The 18040-nt window shown below is 57.9% G+C and carries 8 protein-coding genes; 4 read left to right on the top strand and 4 right to left on the bottom strand.

Annotated elements, in window-relative coordinates; all coding sequences use genetic code 11:
- Window positions 1-208: 208 nt before the first annotated feature.
- The 3 genes from RMR21_RS13670 (at window position 209) to fdxA (ending at window position 4319) form a co-directional block, all read left to right on the top strand.
- Window positions 209-3259 (top strand): helicase-related protein, encoded by a 3051-nt coding sequence (locus RMR21_RS13670; RefSeq protein WP_498670170.1) that lies wholly within the window; start codon window positions 209-211, stop codon window positions 3257-3259.
- Window positions 3260-3358: 99 nt separating this feature from the next.
- Entirely contained in the window at window positions 3359-3778 is a 420-nt protein-coding gene (locus RMR21_RS13665) for an RNA-binding S4 domain-containing protein (protein WP_498668521.1), read from the top strand.
- A 202-nt stretch (window positions 3779-3980) separates the two neighbouring features.
- Entirely contained in the window at window positions 3981-4319 is a 339-nt protein-coding gene (fdxA, locus tag RMR21_RS13660; RefSeq protein WP_498668520.1) for a ferredoxin FdxA, read from the top strand.
- 67 nt (window positions 4320-4386) lie between these two features.
- Here fdxA and holA read toward each other — a convergent pair whose 3' ends face one another.
- The 3 genes from holA to leuS are packed head-to-tail and all read right to left on the bottom strand — an operon-like array spanning window position 4387 to window position 8603.
- On the bottom strand, window positions 4387-5424 hold the full coding sequence (gene holA / locus RMR21_RS13655) for a DNA polymerase III subunit delta (RefSeq protein ID WP_498668519.1): 1038 nt from the start codon (window positions 5422-5424) through the stop codon (window positions 4387-4389).
- A 10-nt stretch (window positions 5425-5434) separates the two neighbouring features.
- Complete coding sequence (locus tag RMR21_RS13650) at window positions 5435-5980, bottom strand: hypothetical protein (protein WP_498668518.1); 546 nt, start codon at window positions 5978-5980, stop codon at window positions 5435-5437.
- Window positions 5973-8603, bottom strand: coding sequence for a leucine--tRNA ligase (leuS, locus tag RMR21_RS13645; RefSeq protein WP_498668517.1), 2631 nt, complete (start codon window positions 8601-8603; stop codon window positions 5973-5975). Before leuS ends, RMR21_RS13650 begins: the two co-directional genes overlap by 8 nt.
- A 193-nt stretch (window positions 8604-8796) precedes the next feature.
- Here leuS and RMR21_RS13640 point away from each other — a divergent pair, with 193 nt between their 5' ends.
- Window positions 8797-9456, top strand: coding sequence for a YggS family pyridoxal phosphate-dependent enzyme (locus RMR21_RS13640; RefSeq protein ID WP_498668516.1), 660 nt, complete (start codon window positions 8797-8799; stop codon window positions 9454-9456).
- A gap of 86 nt (window positions 9457-9542) precedes the next feature.
- Here RMR21_RS13640 and RMR21_RS13635 read toward each other — a convergent pair whose 3' ends face one another.
- A complete protein-coding gene (locus RMR21_RS13635; RefSeq protein WP_498668515.1) occupies window positions 9543-18035 on the bottom strand; it encodes a glycoside hydrolase family 94 protein in 8493 nt (2830 codons plus the stop codon).
- Window positions 18036-18040: the final 5 nt, after the last annotated feature.

The raw sequence follows: 18040 nt of genomic DNA, 5'->3' as shown, positions 1-18040 counted from the left end.
AGCAATTCGTCGCTGATTCGTTCGCAGCATGTTCTAAGTCGTGGTTGGATGGCAAAAACCGAGGCGAACGCGCCTTTCGCTCGGTTATGCCTTGCCTTTGAGCGTTGCGATTGCCATGTGTGTTGTCAGAGGCGGACGGAACGTTTCCGAATGGTTCTCAAACAACAGTTCAGTCGAACTTACGGATAATACGTTGAATTCTCGTCCCATGATCTTGAGCGGCCGCGGTGTTACGGCCGTTCTTGGACCCACCAATACCGGCAAGACGCATTATGCCATCGAGCGCATGGTTGCCTATGGAAGCGGTGTCATCGGCCTGCCTTTGCGGCTGCTTGCCCGCGAGGTCTACACGCGGCTTGTCGAGAAGGTCGGGGCGCCCAACGTTGCGCTGATTACCGGCGAAGAAAAGATCAGTCCTCCCAAAGCGCAATATTTCGTCTGTACCGTCGAAGCGATGCCGCGTGAGACGACAGCCGCTTTCGTCGCCATCGATGAAGTGCAACTGGCTGGTGATCTCGAGCGCGGCCATATCTTCACCGACCGCATTCTTCATCTTCGCGGACGTGAACAGACATTGCTTCTGGGCGCTGGCACCATGCGGCCCATTCTGGAAAAGCTTTTGCCTGGTATCGTCGTGGTCGAGCGTCCCCGGCTTTCGCAGTTGTTTTATGCCGGTCAGAAGAAAATCACCCGTCTGCCACAGCGTACCGCCATCGTCGCGTTTTCCGCAGACGAGGTCTACGCCATTGCCGAGTTGGTACGCCGTCAGCGTGGTGGTGCGGCTGTGGTGTTGGGTGCTTTGTCGCCGCGTACTCGAAATGCGCAGGTGGGGCTCTATCAGAACGGTGATGTCGAATATCTCGTCGCGACCGATGCCATCGGCATGGGCCTCAACCTCGATGTCGATCATGTCGCCTTTGCGCAGGATCGCAAATTCGATGGCTATCAGTTTCGCAACCTGAATGCCGGTGAAATGGGACAGATTGCCGGACGCGCTGGTCGCCACCTTCGCGATGGCACATTCGGCGTGACGGGCCAAGTCGATCCATTTGATGACGAGCTTGTCCACCGGGTCGAATCACATCAGTTCGATGCGGTCAAAGTTCTGCAATGGCGCACGAAGAACTTTGATTATTCATCGATCATCAATTTGTGCGCAAGTCTCGATGCAGCGCCGACCGTTCAGGGTTTGACACGTGCACTCCCTGCAATCGACCAGCAGGCACTGGAACATCTTGCGCGGTATCCCGAAATCGTGGACATAACCACCAACGCTGCGCGCGTGGAAAAACTTTGGGAAGCCTGTGCCTTACCGGATTTTCGCCGTATCGCACCAGCACAGCACGCCGACTTGATTTCGACACTCTACTTCGACCTCGTGAAACGCGGTGCGGTCAATGAGGATTTCATGGCCGAACAGGTGCGGCGGGCGGACCGCACCGACGGAGAGATCGATACGCTCTCTGCAAGGATTGCGCAGATCAGAACATGGACGTATGTATCAAACCGCCCAGGATGGCTTGCCGATCCGACACACTGGCAAGAAAAGACTCGGGAAATCGAAGATCGATTGTCCGATGCTTTACATGAAAGGTTGACGAAACGCTTTGTTGATCGCAGGACATCTGTGCTCATGAGGCGCCTAAGAGAGAATGCGATGCTTGAAGCTGAAATCAGTGTGAATGGTGATGTCTTTGTTGAAGGACATCATGTCGGCCAATTGGCGGGTTTCCGGTTTACACCGGTAGCCGGAGCTGAAGGGCCAGATGCCAAGGCTGTGCAAGGCGCAGCGCAAAAGGCGCTTGCGCTGGAATATGAGGCGCGTGCTGCGCGCCTGCATGCCAGTGGCAACGGCGATCTTGCGTTAAGCTCTGATGGTCTGGTCCGCTGGCTGGGTGAGCCAGTCGCTCGTCTGACGTCTGGCGATAATATCATGAAGCCGCGTGTCATCATGCTGGCCGACGAACAGTTGAGCGGCAATGCGCGCGACCACGCCGTTGCCCGCATCGAGCGTTTTGTGAACCACCAAATCGCAACCATCTTGAAGCCGCTGGATGATATTTCCCGTGCCGAAGACCTTCAGGGTCTGGCGAAGGGTCTGGCGTTCCAGCTTGTGGAAAATCTGGGTGTGCTGTTCCGTCGCGACGTGACCGAAGAGGTCAAGACGCTGGATCAGGACGCACGCGCCTCCATGCGCCGCTACGGCATTCGCTTCGGCGCCTACCATGTTTTCCTGCCCGCGCTGTTAAAGCCTGCTCCGGCAGAGTTGGTGACACTTCTATGGGCATTGAAGAACGATGGTCTGGGCACGCCCGGCTATGGCGATCTCATTCCGGTTCTTGCCGCTGGCCGTACATCTGTCGTGACGGACGCAAGCTATGAGCGTATGTTCTACAAACTCGCCGGCTTCCGCTTCCTTGGTAAGCGCGCCGTGCGGATCGACATTCTGGAGCGCTTGGCCGATCTCATCCGTCCGCTGTTGCAGTGGAAGCCTGGCACGCAGCCACGGCCAGAAGGTGCCTATGATGGTCGTCGTTTCACGACAACCACAGCCATGCTGTCCATTCTCGGCGCGACACTTGACGATATGGAAGAAATTCTGAAGGGTCTCGGTTACCGCGCTGATCAGATCAGCGCAGAAGAGGCCGCTACATTCCTTGGTCAGAACGCTGATGCTGCAAAGGCTGAAGCGTCTGCTGGCGCTGCGCCATCTGAAGAAACGTCAGCGCATGACGACGCGGACGCGGAGATACCTGCACAGGACGCGCCGACGACCGAAACGGTTGCAGACGGTCCTGTAGAGGAAACTCAGGCCGAGACGGCTGAAGCACCAGCAACCGACGCGGCGCCTGCCGAAGTCGCCGAGCCGAAGCCGGTTCTGCTGTGGCGTCCTGGTGGTCGTAACGACACCCAGCGCAGCGATAACAGACGTCCCGGCAACCGTGGCCAAGGCGAACGTCGTGCAGAGGGCGTTGAAGAGCGAAAAGCTGCGCCGCGTGATGGTGCTGCCCGCGATGGCGACCGCAAGCGTGACGGAGATCGCAAACGCGACAATGGTCGTCCAGACCGCAACAACAGCAATCGCAATGATCGCCCTGATCGTGGCGAGCGCAAGGATAGGCCTGATCGCAACGACCGGGGCGGCAAGCCGCAGGGTCAGCAGCGTTTCGAAGCCAAGCCACCACGCAAGGAGAAGCCGCTGGATCCGGATTCGCCTTTTGCCAAGCTCGCAGCCCTGAAAGACCAGCTGAAAAAATAAGGATAAAGCCTTTCGCCTTCTGAAAAGAGCGAAAGGCTTTACTTTTTTTATTGCAGGTCTGGATGGAAAGCCGAGGCACATTTATCCTGGAAATGCTCAATGGTTGAGAAGCAGCAGCAACAGGATGCAGGCCGTCAGCGTCTCGACAAGTGGCTGTTCTTCGCCCGGATTATCAAATCTCGTTCGCTTGCCCAGAGTTATATTCGGTCTGGCAATGTCAGGGTGAACGACAATCCGGTGCGCCAATCGAGTCATTTGCTGAAGCTGGGTGACAGGCTGGAACTGTCCTTGGAGCGTTCAAGCCGCATTCTTGTCGTTCTGGCCTCCGGCGAGCGACGTGGCCCTTATGAGGAAGCAAAGCTTCTCTATGACGACCAGACGCCACCACCTGCACCAAACGACCATATAACGCCTTTCGAGCAGGCAATGCGAGAGCCGGGCAGCGGGCGCCCGACGAAGAAAGAACGACGTGCGCTCGACCGGTTTATCCTGGATAGCGGGGAAGGCTCCGAACAATAACCGTCGCATCAAAAAGAGTCCGGTGAAACACATTGCCGTGCGTTGGAATAATTCACTCACATGAGCCGTTTTTTTGAAACCGTTTGTCCTTGCTATATTGTGACAAAGGCATTACCTCACTTGCAAAATTGCCCTGTCTGAATTCCGGGCGGAGGCTTGCCTCTCAAGCCCTTTGGTTCGGCCTGCATATCTGGAGTTCCTCATGACGTATGTCGTGACCGACAACTGTATACGATGCAAATATACCGACTGCGTCGAAGTCTGCCCCGTGGACTGTTTCTATGAGGGCGAGAATTTTCTGGCGATCAACCCCGATGAGTGCATCGACTGTGGTGTATGCGAACCGGAATGTCCCGCAGAAGCCATCAAGCCGGATACGGAACCAGGTCTCGACAAATGGTTGACGCTCAACGCCGAATACGCGGCAATCTGGCCTAATATCACGGTCAAGCGTGACCCGTTGGCGGAAGCCAAGGAAATGGACGGCGTCGTAGGTAAGCTTGATCTCTACTTCTCGGCAGAGCCGGGTAAGGGCGACTAACAAAAAATAACATGTGAAAGAAAGCCTTCCGGTTCGCGCCGCGGAGGCTTTTTAGTGTCTGCTGGTGTTATCCGGCGCGGGCGGATTGGAGAGTGGTGGAGAGGAGTGTCAGCAAGGCGACGCTTTCCTCCAGGCTTTGCCGCTGGCGGCTTTGCAGGATCGCTGCCTGCAATCGGTTCATCTCACGCGCAATCGCCGCCGGCTGCCACGTCCGAAGGGCCCGCTCGATCACGGGTTTGCGGCGGAAGTGAATGCCGCGTCCCAAGGTCAGCATGACCTGGCCGGCCTGCTGTTTCTTGTCGTCCATTTCAGCCCGCATCTGGTCAAGCAGCTGGAACTGGCGCAGGCAACCTTGCAGTACCAGAAAGATCGGCGTTTTTGACGCGATAATCTTTTGCGTGGCGTGGAAGAAGGCGTTCCGGTCGCCTTTTAAAATGGCGTCAACGGCATCGTCGGCCGAGACGGTGCTGGCATCGCCTATGATGGCCATCACATCGTCTTCCTCGATCACATCATGGCCACGGCAATACAGTGCGAGTTTGCGGACCTCGTTGCGCGAGGCGATCCTGTCGCCGCCGAGCGATTCTGTCAGCCTCTGTCGCGCCGCTGGCGAGATGCGCAGATGTTCTGTCGAAAGTTCCTGATCGATGAGAGCATTGAGAGCACGCGCATCGTCTGCATAACAGGGAATGGCGGCAATGGCGCGCGACGGTTCTGCAATCTTGCGAAGTCCGGTTCCCTTTTTGAGGTCGCCCGCCTCGATGATGAGGAAGCTGGCCTCTGGTGGACTGTCAGCGAGAACCTGCAGCGCATCGACGAGTGCCTTCTCGTTAGCAGCACCCTTGACCCAGACGAGTTTCTCGCCGCCGAAAAGACCGATGGCGTTGACCTCGTCCAGAAGTCTACCTGGATCGCCGTGAAGATCGGATACGCTCAGCTTTAGCGATGCGAAGGCATCGTTGGGATCAATGCCGGTTTTTGACGCTATGAGCGACGCTCGTTCTGAGACAAGGCCGCGGTCTGGACCGTAGAGAACAAAAATGCGAAAACGCTCCGCCGGTTTTTCGGCGAAGCGTTCGAATTCATGCGACTTGATTTCCGTCATGAAACGGATCTCAGCGGCTGAGAGTGGCGGCGATATCCGTACCGATGATTTCGGCAAGCTCCCGTGCTGCACGGTTTTCACCATCACGAATGGCGCGAATCTTTGCGAATTCCTGCTGTGGTAAATCGAGCATGGCGGTCACGGCGCGGGTGGCTGATCGCATGACCTTGCCATCCGAAACGCGGGTGATGACGTAGGTGCCGGTCATGCTGACGCGGCCCGGATACGGGCCGTCATAGTTGTTGCGACTGATCGACAGGCTGGTGTCGTCGGTGACCTCGGTCGATGTGGCGCTGGAACTGACGGTGAGCTTCACCGTATAGTCCTTGGTCTTCGGGGCGCCTGCGCCACCATAGGCTAAGAAGACAAGATGGTTGCGCACTTCCTGGGTAATACGATCGCTGGCCCCGGCAAAGCTGACGCTTTCCAGCTTCTGGCGGGTACCGGAGGCTTCACCGTAGAGCGGGCGCACCTGACACCCGGCAAGAACGCCAGCAAACAAAACGACGGAGATTGCGGCTGCTATGCGGCCCCATCTGGAATAGGCATCAGACAACAATGTTCACAATCCTTTGTGGAACCACAATGATCTTTTTGGGCGTCGCGCCTGCGAGCGCCGTCTTGACGGCGTCCAGTTCAAGCACGGCTGCGCAGACGGCATCTTGATCCGCATCGCGCGCGATTGTCAATTCGCCACGCCTCTTGCCATTGATTTGGATCGGCATGACCACATCATTTTCTTGGGTGAGGGAGGGTACGAATTCAGGCCAAGGGCTTTGAGCGACGAGGCCTTCGTTACCGAGCGCCACCCAGCATTCCTCAGCCAGATGGGGCGTCATCGGCGCGATCAGGCGCACGAGAATTTCAGCGGCGTCACGGGCGGCAGCCTTCACGTCTTCCGGTTTACCGCCATTGGCAATCTCGGCAAAGGGACCTGCCAGCGTGTTGACCAGTTCGTAGATGCGGGCAATCGCCTTGTTGAAGGCAAGCTTGTCGAGGTCATCCTGAACGGCTTTCAGCGTCTTGTGAGCGGCCTTTGATATAACAAGGCCTTCGCCCTGCGATGCGGGCGCAGGCTTTACCGTCTTCAGTTCTTCCGCAGCTTCACCGACGATGCGCCAGACACGCTGCACGAAGCGGTGCGCGCCCTCGACACCGGATTCCGACCAGATGACGTCGCGCTCTGGCGGACTATCCGACAGCACAAAGAAACGGGCGGTATCGGCACCATAGGATGCGATGATATCGTCCGGGTCGACCACGTTCTTCTTCGACTTCGACATCTTTTCGATGGAGCCGATCTGAACCTCTTCACCGCCGGACAGCAGGAAAGCGCGGCGTTTTCCTTCATTTTCTTCGATGCGAATATCAGCAGGCACGACCCACTGGCCGTTCTGGCCTTCGCCAAGACGGTAGGTTTCGTGCACCACCATGCCCTGCGTGAAAAGGCCCTTGAAGGGCTCCTTCACATCCACATGGCCGGTTGCCTTCATGGCGCGGGTGAAGAAGCGCGAGTAGAGCAGATGCAAGATCGCATGCTCGATGCCGCCGATATACTGATCGACCGGCAGCCAGCGATTGGCGACCTTCGGATCGGTCGGCTGTTCTTCCCATGGTGCCGTGAAGCGGGTGAAATACCAGCTGGAATCGACGAACGTATCCATCGTGTCGGTTTCGCGACGCGCATCGTGGCCGCATTGCGGGCAAGAGACATGCCGCCATGTGGGGTGGCGATCCAGCGGATTGCCGGGCACATCGAAGGTCACATCATCAGGCAGCTTGACCGGCAGGTCCTTCTTGGGAACAGGAACCACGCCGCAGACTTCGCAATGGATGACCGGGATCGGGCAGCCCCAGTAACGCTGGCGGGAAATACCCCAGTCGCGCAGGCGGAAATTGACCTTGCGTTCTGCCTGCGGCTCGGTGCCAAGCGTTTGGGCGGACAGTTTCGACACCACGGCCTCGAAGGCATCCGTGGTCGTCATGCCGTCCAGGAACTGCGAATTGATCATCACACCGTCATCGACGTAAGCCGTATCATCCACGGTAAAGGTGGCGGCATTTTCGCCTTCCGGCATCACCACGGCGACCACAGGCAGATCGTATTTGCGGGCGAAATCCAGATCCCGCTGGTCGCCGGACGGGCAGCCGAAGATGGCGCCGGTGCCGTAATCCATCAGCACGAAATTGGCGATATAAACCGGCAGTTCCCACGACGGATCGAGCGGATGCGCGACCTTTACACCGGTGTCGAAACCACGCTTTTCCGCCGTTTCCAGCGCAGCCAGGGACGTGCCCTGACGACGGCATTCGTCACAGAATTCGGCCAGTTCGGCGTTGTTTTCGGACAGCTTTTTTGCCAGCGGATGGTCGGCTGCAATGGCAAGGAACGATGCGCCGAACAGCGTGTCAGGGCGCGTCGTATAAACGGTAATGTCGTCAAAGCCCGCGGGCGCAGTTGAAGCAACCGTCTGCCAGCGCAGCGACAGGCCTTCCGACTTGCCGATCCAGTTCTTCTGCATCAGGCGGACTTTTTCCGGCCATTGGTCGAGCTGGTCCAACTCATCCAGCAAATCCTGGCTGAAATCGGTAATGCGGAAGAACCATTGCGTCAGTTCGCGTTGTTCCACCAGCGCACCGGAGCGCCAGCCACGACCGTCGATGACCTGTTCATTGGCCAGAACCGTATGATCGACCGGATCCCAGTTGACCTTGGACTGCTTGCGGTAAACCAGACCTTTTTCCATAAAGTCGATGAACAGCGCCTGCTGCTTGCTGTAATATTCAACATCGCAGGTGGCGAATTCACGGGTCCAGTCCAGAGACAGACCCATGGATTTCAACTGGCCGCGCATGGTTGCGATGTTCTGGTAGGTCCAGTCCTTCGGGTGGACCTTGTTCTGCATGGCCGCATTTTCAGCCGGCATGCCGAAGGCGTCCCAGCCCATGGGGTGCAAAACGTTGTAGCCGCGCGCACGCTTGTAGCGCGCCACCACGTCACCCATCGCGTAATTGCGCACATGGCCCATGTGGATGCGGCCGGATGGATATGGAAACATCTCAAGAACGTAATATTTCTCGCGGGCGTCGCTGTTGTCGGTCACGAAGACATTGTCTTCGTTCCATTTTTGCTGCCAGCGCGGCTCGGCGTCGCGAGGATTATAACGTTCGATGGCCATACTTCTGAAATCCGGGTATCAAGGGGAAAATTCGCGCTGACCTTCACCACGAAACGGCCTATGCGTCAAGTTTGGCAGGGCGTGCGATGGCGCAATCTTGGTCAGCAGGGTTCAAATGGTGACATTGTTGCTTGGCATCAAGGCAAGTGGCGGCTACTGAAACCCCTATTGCTTGCTAAAGTGAAGGTTTGACATGGAAATCGAAGCGCGCCTTGAAGATGTCACGCAGCGGATTGCGGCGGTTGCGGAAAAAGCGGACCGGAAGGCCGGTAGCGTCAACCTCGTTGCTGTCTCAAAAACCTTCGATGCCGACATGATCCAGCCCGTGATCGATTGCGGCCAGCGCATATTCGGTGAAAACCGGGTGCAGGAAGCGCAGGGCAAGTGGGCTGCATTAAAGGAAAAGACAGACGGCATCGAACTGCATCTGATCGGTCCTTTGCAATCCAACAAGGCGGCCGATGCTGTCGCGTTGTTCGATGTCATCGAGACAGTCGATCGTGAAAAGATCGCGCGTGCGCTTGCCGATGAGTGCAACAAGCAGGGAAAGACACTGCGCTTTTATGTGCAGGTCAATACCGGAATGGAGCCACAAAAGGCGGGCATCGACCCGCGTGAGACGGTGGCTTTCGTGGGCATGTGCCGCGACGAATTGAAGCTGAATGTGGAAGGGTTGATGTGCATTCCACCGGCAGAGGAATATCCCGGCCCGCATTTTGCGCTGCTGGCTAAACTCGGCCGGGAATGTGGCCTGGAAAAGCTGTCCATGGGCATGTCGGGTGATTTCGAGACGGCCATCGAATTTGGTGCAACCAGCGTGCGCGTCGGGTCGGCCATTTTCGGCACGCGCTGAGGCCGTTCTTTTCAAGACAAAAAAGCCACGGCACTTTTCGGTGCCGTGGCTTTTTGTTGAGGGGACGGGGCCGAAGCCCTTTTTTATCAATCGAAGGCGATGGCCTTGCCGGTTCCGGAGACCGGCTTACCGTCGATCAACACTTCGACTTCCGCCGAGCCTTCGTTGCGCGTCACGGCGACCTCGCGGACTTTGCCTTCCAGAGTGATCTTTGCCGAGAAGCCATCCCAGGCCTGCGGTAATGACGGTGCGATGTGCAGCTTTCCATCGACGCGCGTGATGCCCAGAATACCTTCGACGGCCGCGCGGTAGAGCCAGCCGGCAGAGCCGGTGTACCAGCTCCAGCCACCACGACCCGCGTAGGCGCCGGCGCCATAGACGTCCGCGGTGACCACATAGGGTTCCACACGGTACGTTTCTGAAGATGGTCGGTCGAGGGCGTGGTTGACCGGGTTGAGCAAGGAGAAGCACTTCCATGCATCTTCGTTGCGGCCCAGTTTGGCCAAGGCCAGAACAACCCAGGTTGCCGCGTGGGTATATTGACCGCCGTTCTCACGGACGCCCGGCGGATAGGCCTTGATGTAGCCCGGGTCCTGCGGAGAGCGGGAGAAGGGCGGCGTGAAGAGGCGGATGATGCCTGTCTCTTCATCGACAAGTTCCTTCATGACCGCGTCCATCGCTTGAACGGAGCGCTTTTCTTCGCCTTCGCCGGATAGAACGCTCCAGCTCTGGCCCAGCGAATCGATGCGGCATTCCTCGCTGGTGATCGAGCCGAGCGGCGTGCCATCATCGAAGTAACCACGACGATAGTATTCCCCGTCCCAGCCAGCGGTTTCGAGTGCTGCCCGCAGCTTGTCGCGATGTGTCTTCCACTTTTCGACCCGGTCGAGATCACGACGTTCCTGCGCGATTTCGATGAAGTCACGCAAGGTGCCTGCGAGGAACCAGCCGAGCCAGACGCTGGTGCCTTTGCCAGCCACGCCCACACGGTTCATGCCGTCGTTCCAGTCGCCACCCAGAATGAGCGGCAGGCCGTTTTCACCTGTGCGATGGATGGCAAGATCAAGCGCCAGCGCGGCATGTTCGTAGAGGCTTGCCGTCTTTTCGCTGGTCTCCGGCTGGAAGAAGGCATCGTGCTGACCGGGCGTCAAAGCCTGACCCTTGAGAAACGCAATGTCTTCTTCGAGGATGGCCTTGTCGCCGGTGGCGGCAATGTACTGATGGGTGGCGTAAGCGAGCCAAACGACGTCATCTGAGATGGTCGTGCGCACACCGGCACCCGTCAACGGCAACCACCAATGCTGGACATCACCTTCCGCGAACTGGCGTCCGGCTGCGCGCAGAATCTGTTCGCGGGCAAGGTCCGGCTGGTAGAGAAGGAATGCTAGCGTATCCTGCAACTGGTCGCGGAAGCCGAAGGCACCGCTGGATTGGTAAAAGGCAGTGCGGGCCAGAATGCGGCAAGCGAGCGCCTGATAGGGTAACCAGCTGTTGACCATGTGGTTGAAGCCGGCATCCGGTGTGGACACCTGCAACTGGCCGGTGAAGCCCTTCCAATAGTCCTTGTTGGCATTGAGCACTGCATCGAAGTCCGACTGGCGGATGTCCTTGACGAGATCGCGGGCTTCGTCTGCGGTATCGGCATCCCCCAGATAGAACATTACATGGCGTTCTTCACCGGGTTTCAGGTGGATTTCCTGCATGACGGCGGCGCAGGGTGCGCCATCGAGTTCAAGGGTGCCGGAAAGGGCTGCGCCTGAAACGACGGCTTGCGGCGCGACGATCGAGCCGTAACGACCGATGAACTCGCGTTTGCTGGTGGTAAAGGCGTTCGCTGGACCTTCCATGGAAAGGAAGGCGGCACGGGCGTTATAGTCGATGCTGTAAGGGTTGGATGCAAACAGTGCACCGGTTTCCTCGTCATGCGTGCTGAGGATGAAAGGTGCCGACTTCTGTGCGTTGTTGCCAAGGACCCATTCGACGTACCCATAGGTTCGCAAGCGGCGGTTCTGGGTGCCGACATTGCGTACGGTCAGGCGCGACAGCTTAACCGGCTTTTCGCGATCGACGGTCTGCGTCACTTCTATGTCGAGGCCGTCTTCGACGCTTCTGAACACCGAGTAACCAAGGCCGTGACGGGTTTCGAAAACCGCTTGCGGGTTGCGCGACAGCGCTGCAAAGGGCGAATGCACCTTTCCACTTTCGACGTCTGCGACGTAGATCGCTTCACCCGGACGGTTGACGACCGGATCGTTGCTCCACGGCGTCAGCTGGTAGTCACGCGAGTTGCGGCTCCAGGTGAAACCCGCACCTTCGGCCGAAATATGGAAGCCGAAACGTTCGTTGGAGATGACGTTGATCCATGGCTGCGGTGTGGCCTGGCCACCGTGCAGACGCACGACATACTCGTCACCAGCCTTGGTGAAGCCACCGAAGCCGTTCCAGAAATCCAGATCCTGCGCATCTTCGATCGCTTCTGCGACCGGGAAGACCTTGGCAGGAAGACGTGCGCCAGCCAACTCGCTGCCTTCAGGCCCACGATGGGCTGCGAACAACGAGACGGCGCGGTTGACTTGATCGACGATCTTGCCGTTGCGAACGTGGAGAACGACACGGGACGCTGCCAGCAAAGCCGTCCATGTTTCTTCGTCAATCAGATCGCGACGAACGGAGAAGACGTGCTGTCTGCCACCGTCTGCCGGATTGATGCGGCGTTGCGCTTCGGAGATGAAGTCCAGCGCGTGCTGCATATCCTGAGCATAGGAGGCCGCGCGCTCATTGACGATGACGAGATCGAAAATGACACCACGGGCGCGCAGATATTCATGCGCACTGAGGGCTTCGCGCGCGATATCCATGTCCATATCGTCGTTGATACGAAGGCTGAAGATCGGGAAATCGCCCGAGATTGCCAATGGCCAGAGCGAACGCTGTGAGGCTAGACCCGTTTTCAGCGTATCGGCATCGGCACGCAGGTGCATGTCGGGATAGACGAGATAACGGGCCAGATGCTGGAACGCTGCCGCCTGCTGCGAAGACACGCCCACGTGGCGCATCTGCACCTGTGTACGGGTCCAGGCATGTACAAGTTCATGCGCAAAGGCATCGGGGTGGCGATAACGATCGATCGCCTTGTCGACGTCCTCGCGGCTTGGTGCAGCGATGGTCCAGAAGATGACGCTGACCTTCTTGCCCGCAGGCACGCGCACGACGCGGCGCAACGACAGGATCGGGTCGAGCGTAAACCCGTCCATTCCCGACAGGGTCGCACCCGGATCGAAGGCTGCCGCTTCACCGAGCGAACGGCCACGTCCCAGGAACTTGGCACGATCCGTTTCGAATTCGGTCGGCCGGGAAGGGCCAGCATTGTCTGCCGCCAGATGCGCGATGACCGTGCTCGGCTCGCTTGGGCTGCGCTTGTTGCGCCAGGCGCGGATGACATCACCACGCTTGCCGATTTCCGTCTGCACGAACATGCGCGAGAACAGCGGATGAGCGCTGTCATCGTCGTCATTGGCAATGACAGGCTCCATATAGGAGGTCACTTCGATGTAGCGGTCTTCAGAGCCGACATTGAGGAGCGTTACGCGGCGGCCTTCGGCGTCGTGCTCGGTCGCAACGATACATTCGACCACGCTTTGTAGGTCGCCAACCGTCTTGTGGAATTCGGCTCTGTCGTCGGTGAAGACCGTCTTGGTCTTTTCACCTTCGGCAACGCGCGGTTCTGCTGTCGCACTCCACCATTCGCCCGATGTCGTATCGCGCAGGAACAGGAACGTGCCCCAACGATCTTCGGTCGGGTCTGCCTTCCAGCGCGAGATAGCCAGGCCATTCCACTTGGAGTAACCGGCCCCCGTTGCCGTCAGCATGGTCGAGTAGTGGCCGTTGGACAGGAACACGACGTCACGGTCACGCACAGCAGGATCGGCGATTGTCCGCACCTCTGCGCGCAACAGGTCTGCCTGTTCCTTACCGGGTGTTTCCGGCTCGTATTTGGCACTCATCACAGGCACTTCGCGCGGCGCCTTTTCCTGAAGCAGCAGTTCGGCCGCTTCGATCACCGGGTCGGCGTGGAAGAGTTCGCGCAACACACCGTCGAGAACGACGTTGGCAACGGCTGCAATCGACATGCCATGGTGGTGGGCATAGTAGTTGTAGACGATGGCACAGACCTTGCCATCTGGTACGCGGGTCGGCGTGAAGTCTACCGCATCATGGAAGCCATACTGGCCGAGTGCGCCCAGCTTGCGCAACTTCTCGAGGTTTTCGAGAGCTGCATCCGGATCGTACTGCGATGCAAGGATGGAGGCGTAGGGCGCGATCACGGCATTTTGGCCCAGACCACGCTTGAGGCCAAGCGTCGGCACACCGAAGTTGGTGTACTGGTAGTTCATGTTGTGATCGCGTGCGTTAAAGGCGGCTTCGGAAATACCCCATGGCGTGCCGAGACGGCGACCATGGTTGATTTGTTCTTTGACGATCAGATTGTTGGTCTGGTTCAGAATACCGCCGTGACGTTCCTGCATGACGAGCGGTGGCATCAGGTATTCGAACATCGAGCCTGACCAGGAGACCAGAGCACCCTGCGCGCCGATCGGAACAACCTGACGGCCGAGACGGTACCAGTGTTCTGTCGGCAGATCGCCCTTGGCAATCGCAAACAGGCTGGTGAGGCGGCATTCGGATGCCAGAAGGTCGTAGCAGGCTTCGTCCAGTTCCTTGCTGTCCACTCGGTAACCGATGGAAAGAAGGCGGCGATCCTTGCGGTAAAGGAAAGCGAAATCCATCGTGAAAGCGAGATCGCGGCTGCGTTCCTGGAGCGACATCAGGCGGTCACGCAGCGGATCGATCGTGGAAAGATCAAACGCGCTGTCGGAAATATGCGCTTCGCAGCAATCGACAAGAGACTGTGCCCAGCGGGTGATTTCAGCACTCTGTTCGTTCTTGACCTCGAGATTGAGGTTGGACGCCAGTTTTTGAATGTCGCGTGCTAGAACCGCCAGATTGATGACGCGGATCGATGCAAATTCGTGTTCGCGCTTGACGGAGGCCAAGGCGTTGGAAAACCCGATGATGCGCTCTTCCAGACGACGATGCAGCGGACGCAAGTTCTTACGGTCGTCCGGCAGCTCTTTCAGCGTTTCACGCAGGATACCGGCGACATCGCCGATGCCATCGAGATTGCCTTGAAGGTGAGCCGACGTCGCCTCCGCCCATTGGCGGCATGCCGAAGAAATGGCGATCAGATGACCGGCGAGGTTACCGCTATCGACTGCCGAGACATATTTGGGCCCGAGCGTCTGGAGCGTGTCTGTGTGGTACCAGTTGTAGAGATGACCGCGATACTTCTCCATCTTCTCGACCGTCTCGATGGTCTTTTCCATCCGCTCGACGGTTTCAGAAAAGCTGATCCAGCCGAACTGACGGGCCGAGATGACCGATAGCAGATAGACGCCGATGTTGGTGGGCGAGGTGCGGCTCGCAACCATCGGCTCAGGTGTTTCCTGATAGTTGTCCGGCGGCAGATAGTTCTCGTTTGCAGTGACGAAGGCTTCGTAATAGCGCCACGTGCGGCGAGCGATCTTGCGCAATTCGCTCGACACATGTTCCGACACGAATAGACGATCTTCGGTTTCGGCAGACTGGCTGACGAACCAAGCCACTGCTGGCGAAAAGACCCACAGCAAGGCAAAGGGCAGGCCCACTAGGAAGGCGTTATCGCCGGGAAGCGCTGCGAAGGCGAGGCCGATCAGGGCAACGACAGGCGCGTGCCACATCTGTCGGTAATAATCGAGAATGCTACCCTGTGCGCTGCCTTGAATGCTCGCAGCCGTGCGCCATTCCAGCATAAGCTTGCCGCTGACGAACAGGCGATAGAGCGAGCGGACGATGGCGTCCGCCATCATGCAAGCACTATCGGCGATGAAGACGATACGCAGCGCAACCTGTGCATTGGTAGCCCGGATTTCAGACCATAGTGTGTGGAAATGCGCCTGTGGTACGATATCGGTGGAGCGTGGTACGAGGCCTGCTGCCAGAGAAATCGTCGGCGCGACGAACAACGAGAAGATCAATAGAATCTGCCAGATCAATGCGCCGACCGGGCCCATGAAATACCAGCCGAGGACAGACGCTGCAAACCAGGCAATCGGGGTCAGCGAGCGGCGAAGATTGTCGATCATCTTCCAGCGACCAATGCCGGTCACGCCGCGCTTCATGTCCATGATGTAGGGAAGCAACTGCCAGTCGCCACGCGCCCAGCGGTGTTGACGCGACACTTCTACCTCATAACGGGTCGGAAAGTCTTCGACCAGTTCGACATCCGTCACCAGAGCGCAACGGGCAAACGAGCCTTCAAGAAGGTCGTGCGACAGAACGGCATTTTCATCGATACGGCCCTTCAGGGCTGTCTCGAAAGCGTCCACATCGTAAAGGCCTTTGCCGGTGAAGGTGCCTTCGGAGGTCAGGTCCTGATAGACGTCTGAAACGGTGAAGACGTACGGGTCGATACCACGATTGATGGAGAAGACGCGCTGGAAGACGGAGGCGTCCTTGCCGGTGGTGAGCGACGGCGTCACGCGCGGCTGAAGCAGGCCGTAGCCATGGACCACACGGCCGGTCTCGGGGTCGTGGACCGGGCGGTTGATCGGGTGATGCATCTTGCCGACGAGCTTGGTGACGGCATCGCGCATCAGGCGCGTGTCGGCATCCAGCGTCATGACATATTTGACGTTCGCAGGCACCATGTTGGCGCCGTTGAGGAAGGTCGTGTCCTTGTCGCCGCGCAACAGCATGTTCAGTTCATGCAGCTTGCCGCGCTTGCGTTCCCAGCCCATCCAGCTGCCTTCCGCCGGATTGTAGAGGCGGCGACGATGCAGAAGGAAAAAGCGTGTCTTGCCATCGAACGCATAACGGGCGCTGAGAGCTGCCACTTCGCGCTTGGCATATTCGAGAATTTCGACGTCTTCGGGCGATTGTTCGTACGGTGCGTCGCGCCAGTCGCTGATCAGCGAGAAATAAATTTCGCCGTGTGGATTGGCGAGGTAATGCACTTCGATGTTGCGGATCATCTCGTCGACGCTGTCGCGGCTGGTGATCATGCAGGGCACCGCTACAAGGGTGCAGGCGTCCTTGGGAATACCTTCCTTGAACTCATAGCCAACAAGACGAAACGGTTTGACGAAAGAAGTCACGACCGTGTTGAACAGTCCCGTTGCACCTTCCGATGCAGGCAGAGCGAACATCAACAAAAATGCCGTGATGACATACCAGGGCATGCCAGCGTCTGCCAAAAACCAGCCTACGATGACAAGCGCCAAAGCCGTTAGAGCGATAACCGGCACCGCGACGGACACCCAGTTGAATTTGCTCATGAAGCGAACGATGCGTTGCGAAACGAGCGGATTGTATTGTATTTTTCTTTCCAGCTCTTCACGACGTTCACCAATCAGAAAACTTCCGACATTGGGCGCATGCGGCTGTTTTTCGCTGGAATTTACGGCGTCCGTGACCATATCGACGGCGGCCTGCGCCACTTCGATCTCCGTCTTTGGCGAACGGCGCGCCAGAAGTTCGACCGTATTGCGATAGGTGTTGCGCGAACCGAAATCGAGCGTTTCATAATCGGTCTGCTCACGCAGAACCTTGTCGATATGGCTGACTTCCTCAAACCAGACGGACCATTCGGTATCGTCGATTTCGCGCAGGCTCTTGACGATGTTGCCCATCGTCACATTGCCGGACGCAAGGCGGTTATGCTCCGCCATCATGATGTTTTCGGCGTCGGTGCCAATGCTGCTCAGGTGCTCTTCGAGCCAGTTCAGCGCAAAACCTGATGTCTGCGATCCGTTTCTGAGGCGATAGAGGAACTGGGTGGAAAAGGTCGGGTCGCTGACGAGAGATTCGATCTGCTTGAGCAGGGCAGCGGATGCGTCGGCATCGTTGAGACGGATGATCTCGTCGACCACCTCGTTTGCCTTCTGGCGCATCCGGCGCGAACGCTCGACGCGGATGGAGATGCGGCGCAGATTTTCGATCAGGACGAACCGCAGGATGGATGGCAGAGCCCAGAGCTCTCCGATCTGTAGGGTCTTCGACGTTTGGTAGCCTTCGACCAGCGCCGTCATGCTTTCGCGTGAAATCGTGCTGTGCGTATGGGCAACGTAAATCCAGGCGAGTGCCATGACACGCGGTATCGTCGAGTTGCCAACCTTCACAGTCGGCAGTTGACGATAGAACTTGCGCGGGAAGTCGCGGCGGACCTCCTGGATGGCTTCTTCGATCACATAATGGTTGTCCAGCAGCCACTCTGCGGCTGGTGTAATCGTCGCCCCGTTTTCTGAATCCACGGCTGTCGAGCGGTAGACCCGCAGGATTTCCTTTTCGTTTTCACGATGGCGCGCGAAGAAATCGAACTCCATGAAGCCGGGCAGATCCTGGGCTCCGGATGTGGAAAGCTCGGCCCCGCAGTTCCTCAACTCCTCAATCGTGAAGTACGCGGAACGGATCGAATCATTATGATCGATCTGCTTTGTTTCTGAATCACGGGCGGCGGCGGTCGGCGTAATATGAAATGACATCGGCT

It is taken from the genome of Agrobacterium sp. rho-8.1, from assembly GCF_033957725.1.
Taxonomy (GTDB): domain Bacteria; phylum Pseudomonadota; class Alphaproteobacteria; order Rhizobiales; family Rhizobiaceae; genus Agrobacterium.
Note: the sequence above shows the minus strand (reverse complement) of the source record. Positions and strands in the feature narration are given on the sequence as shown.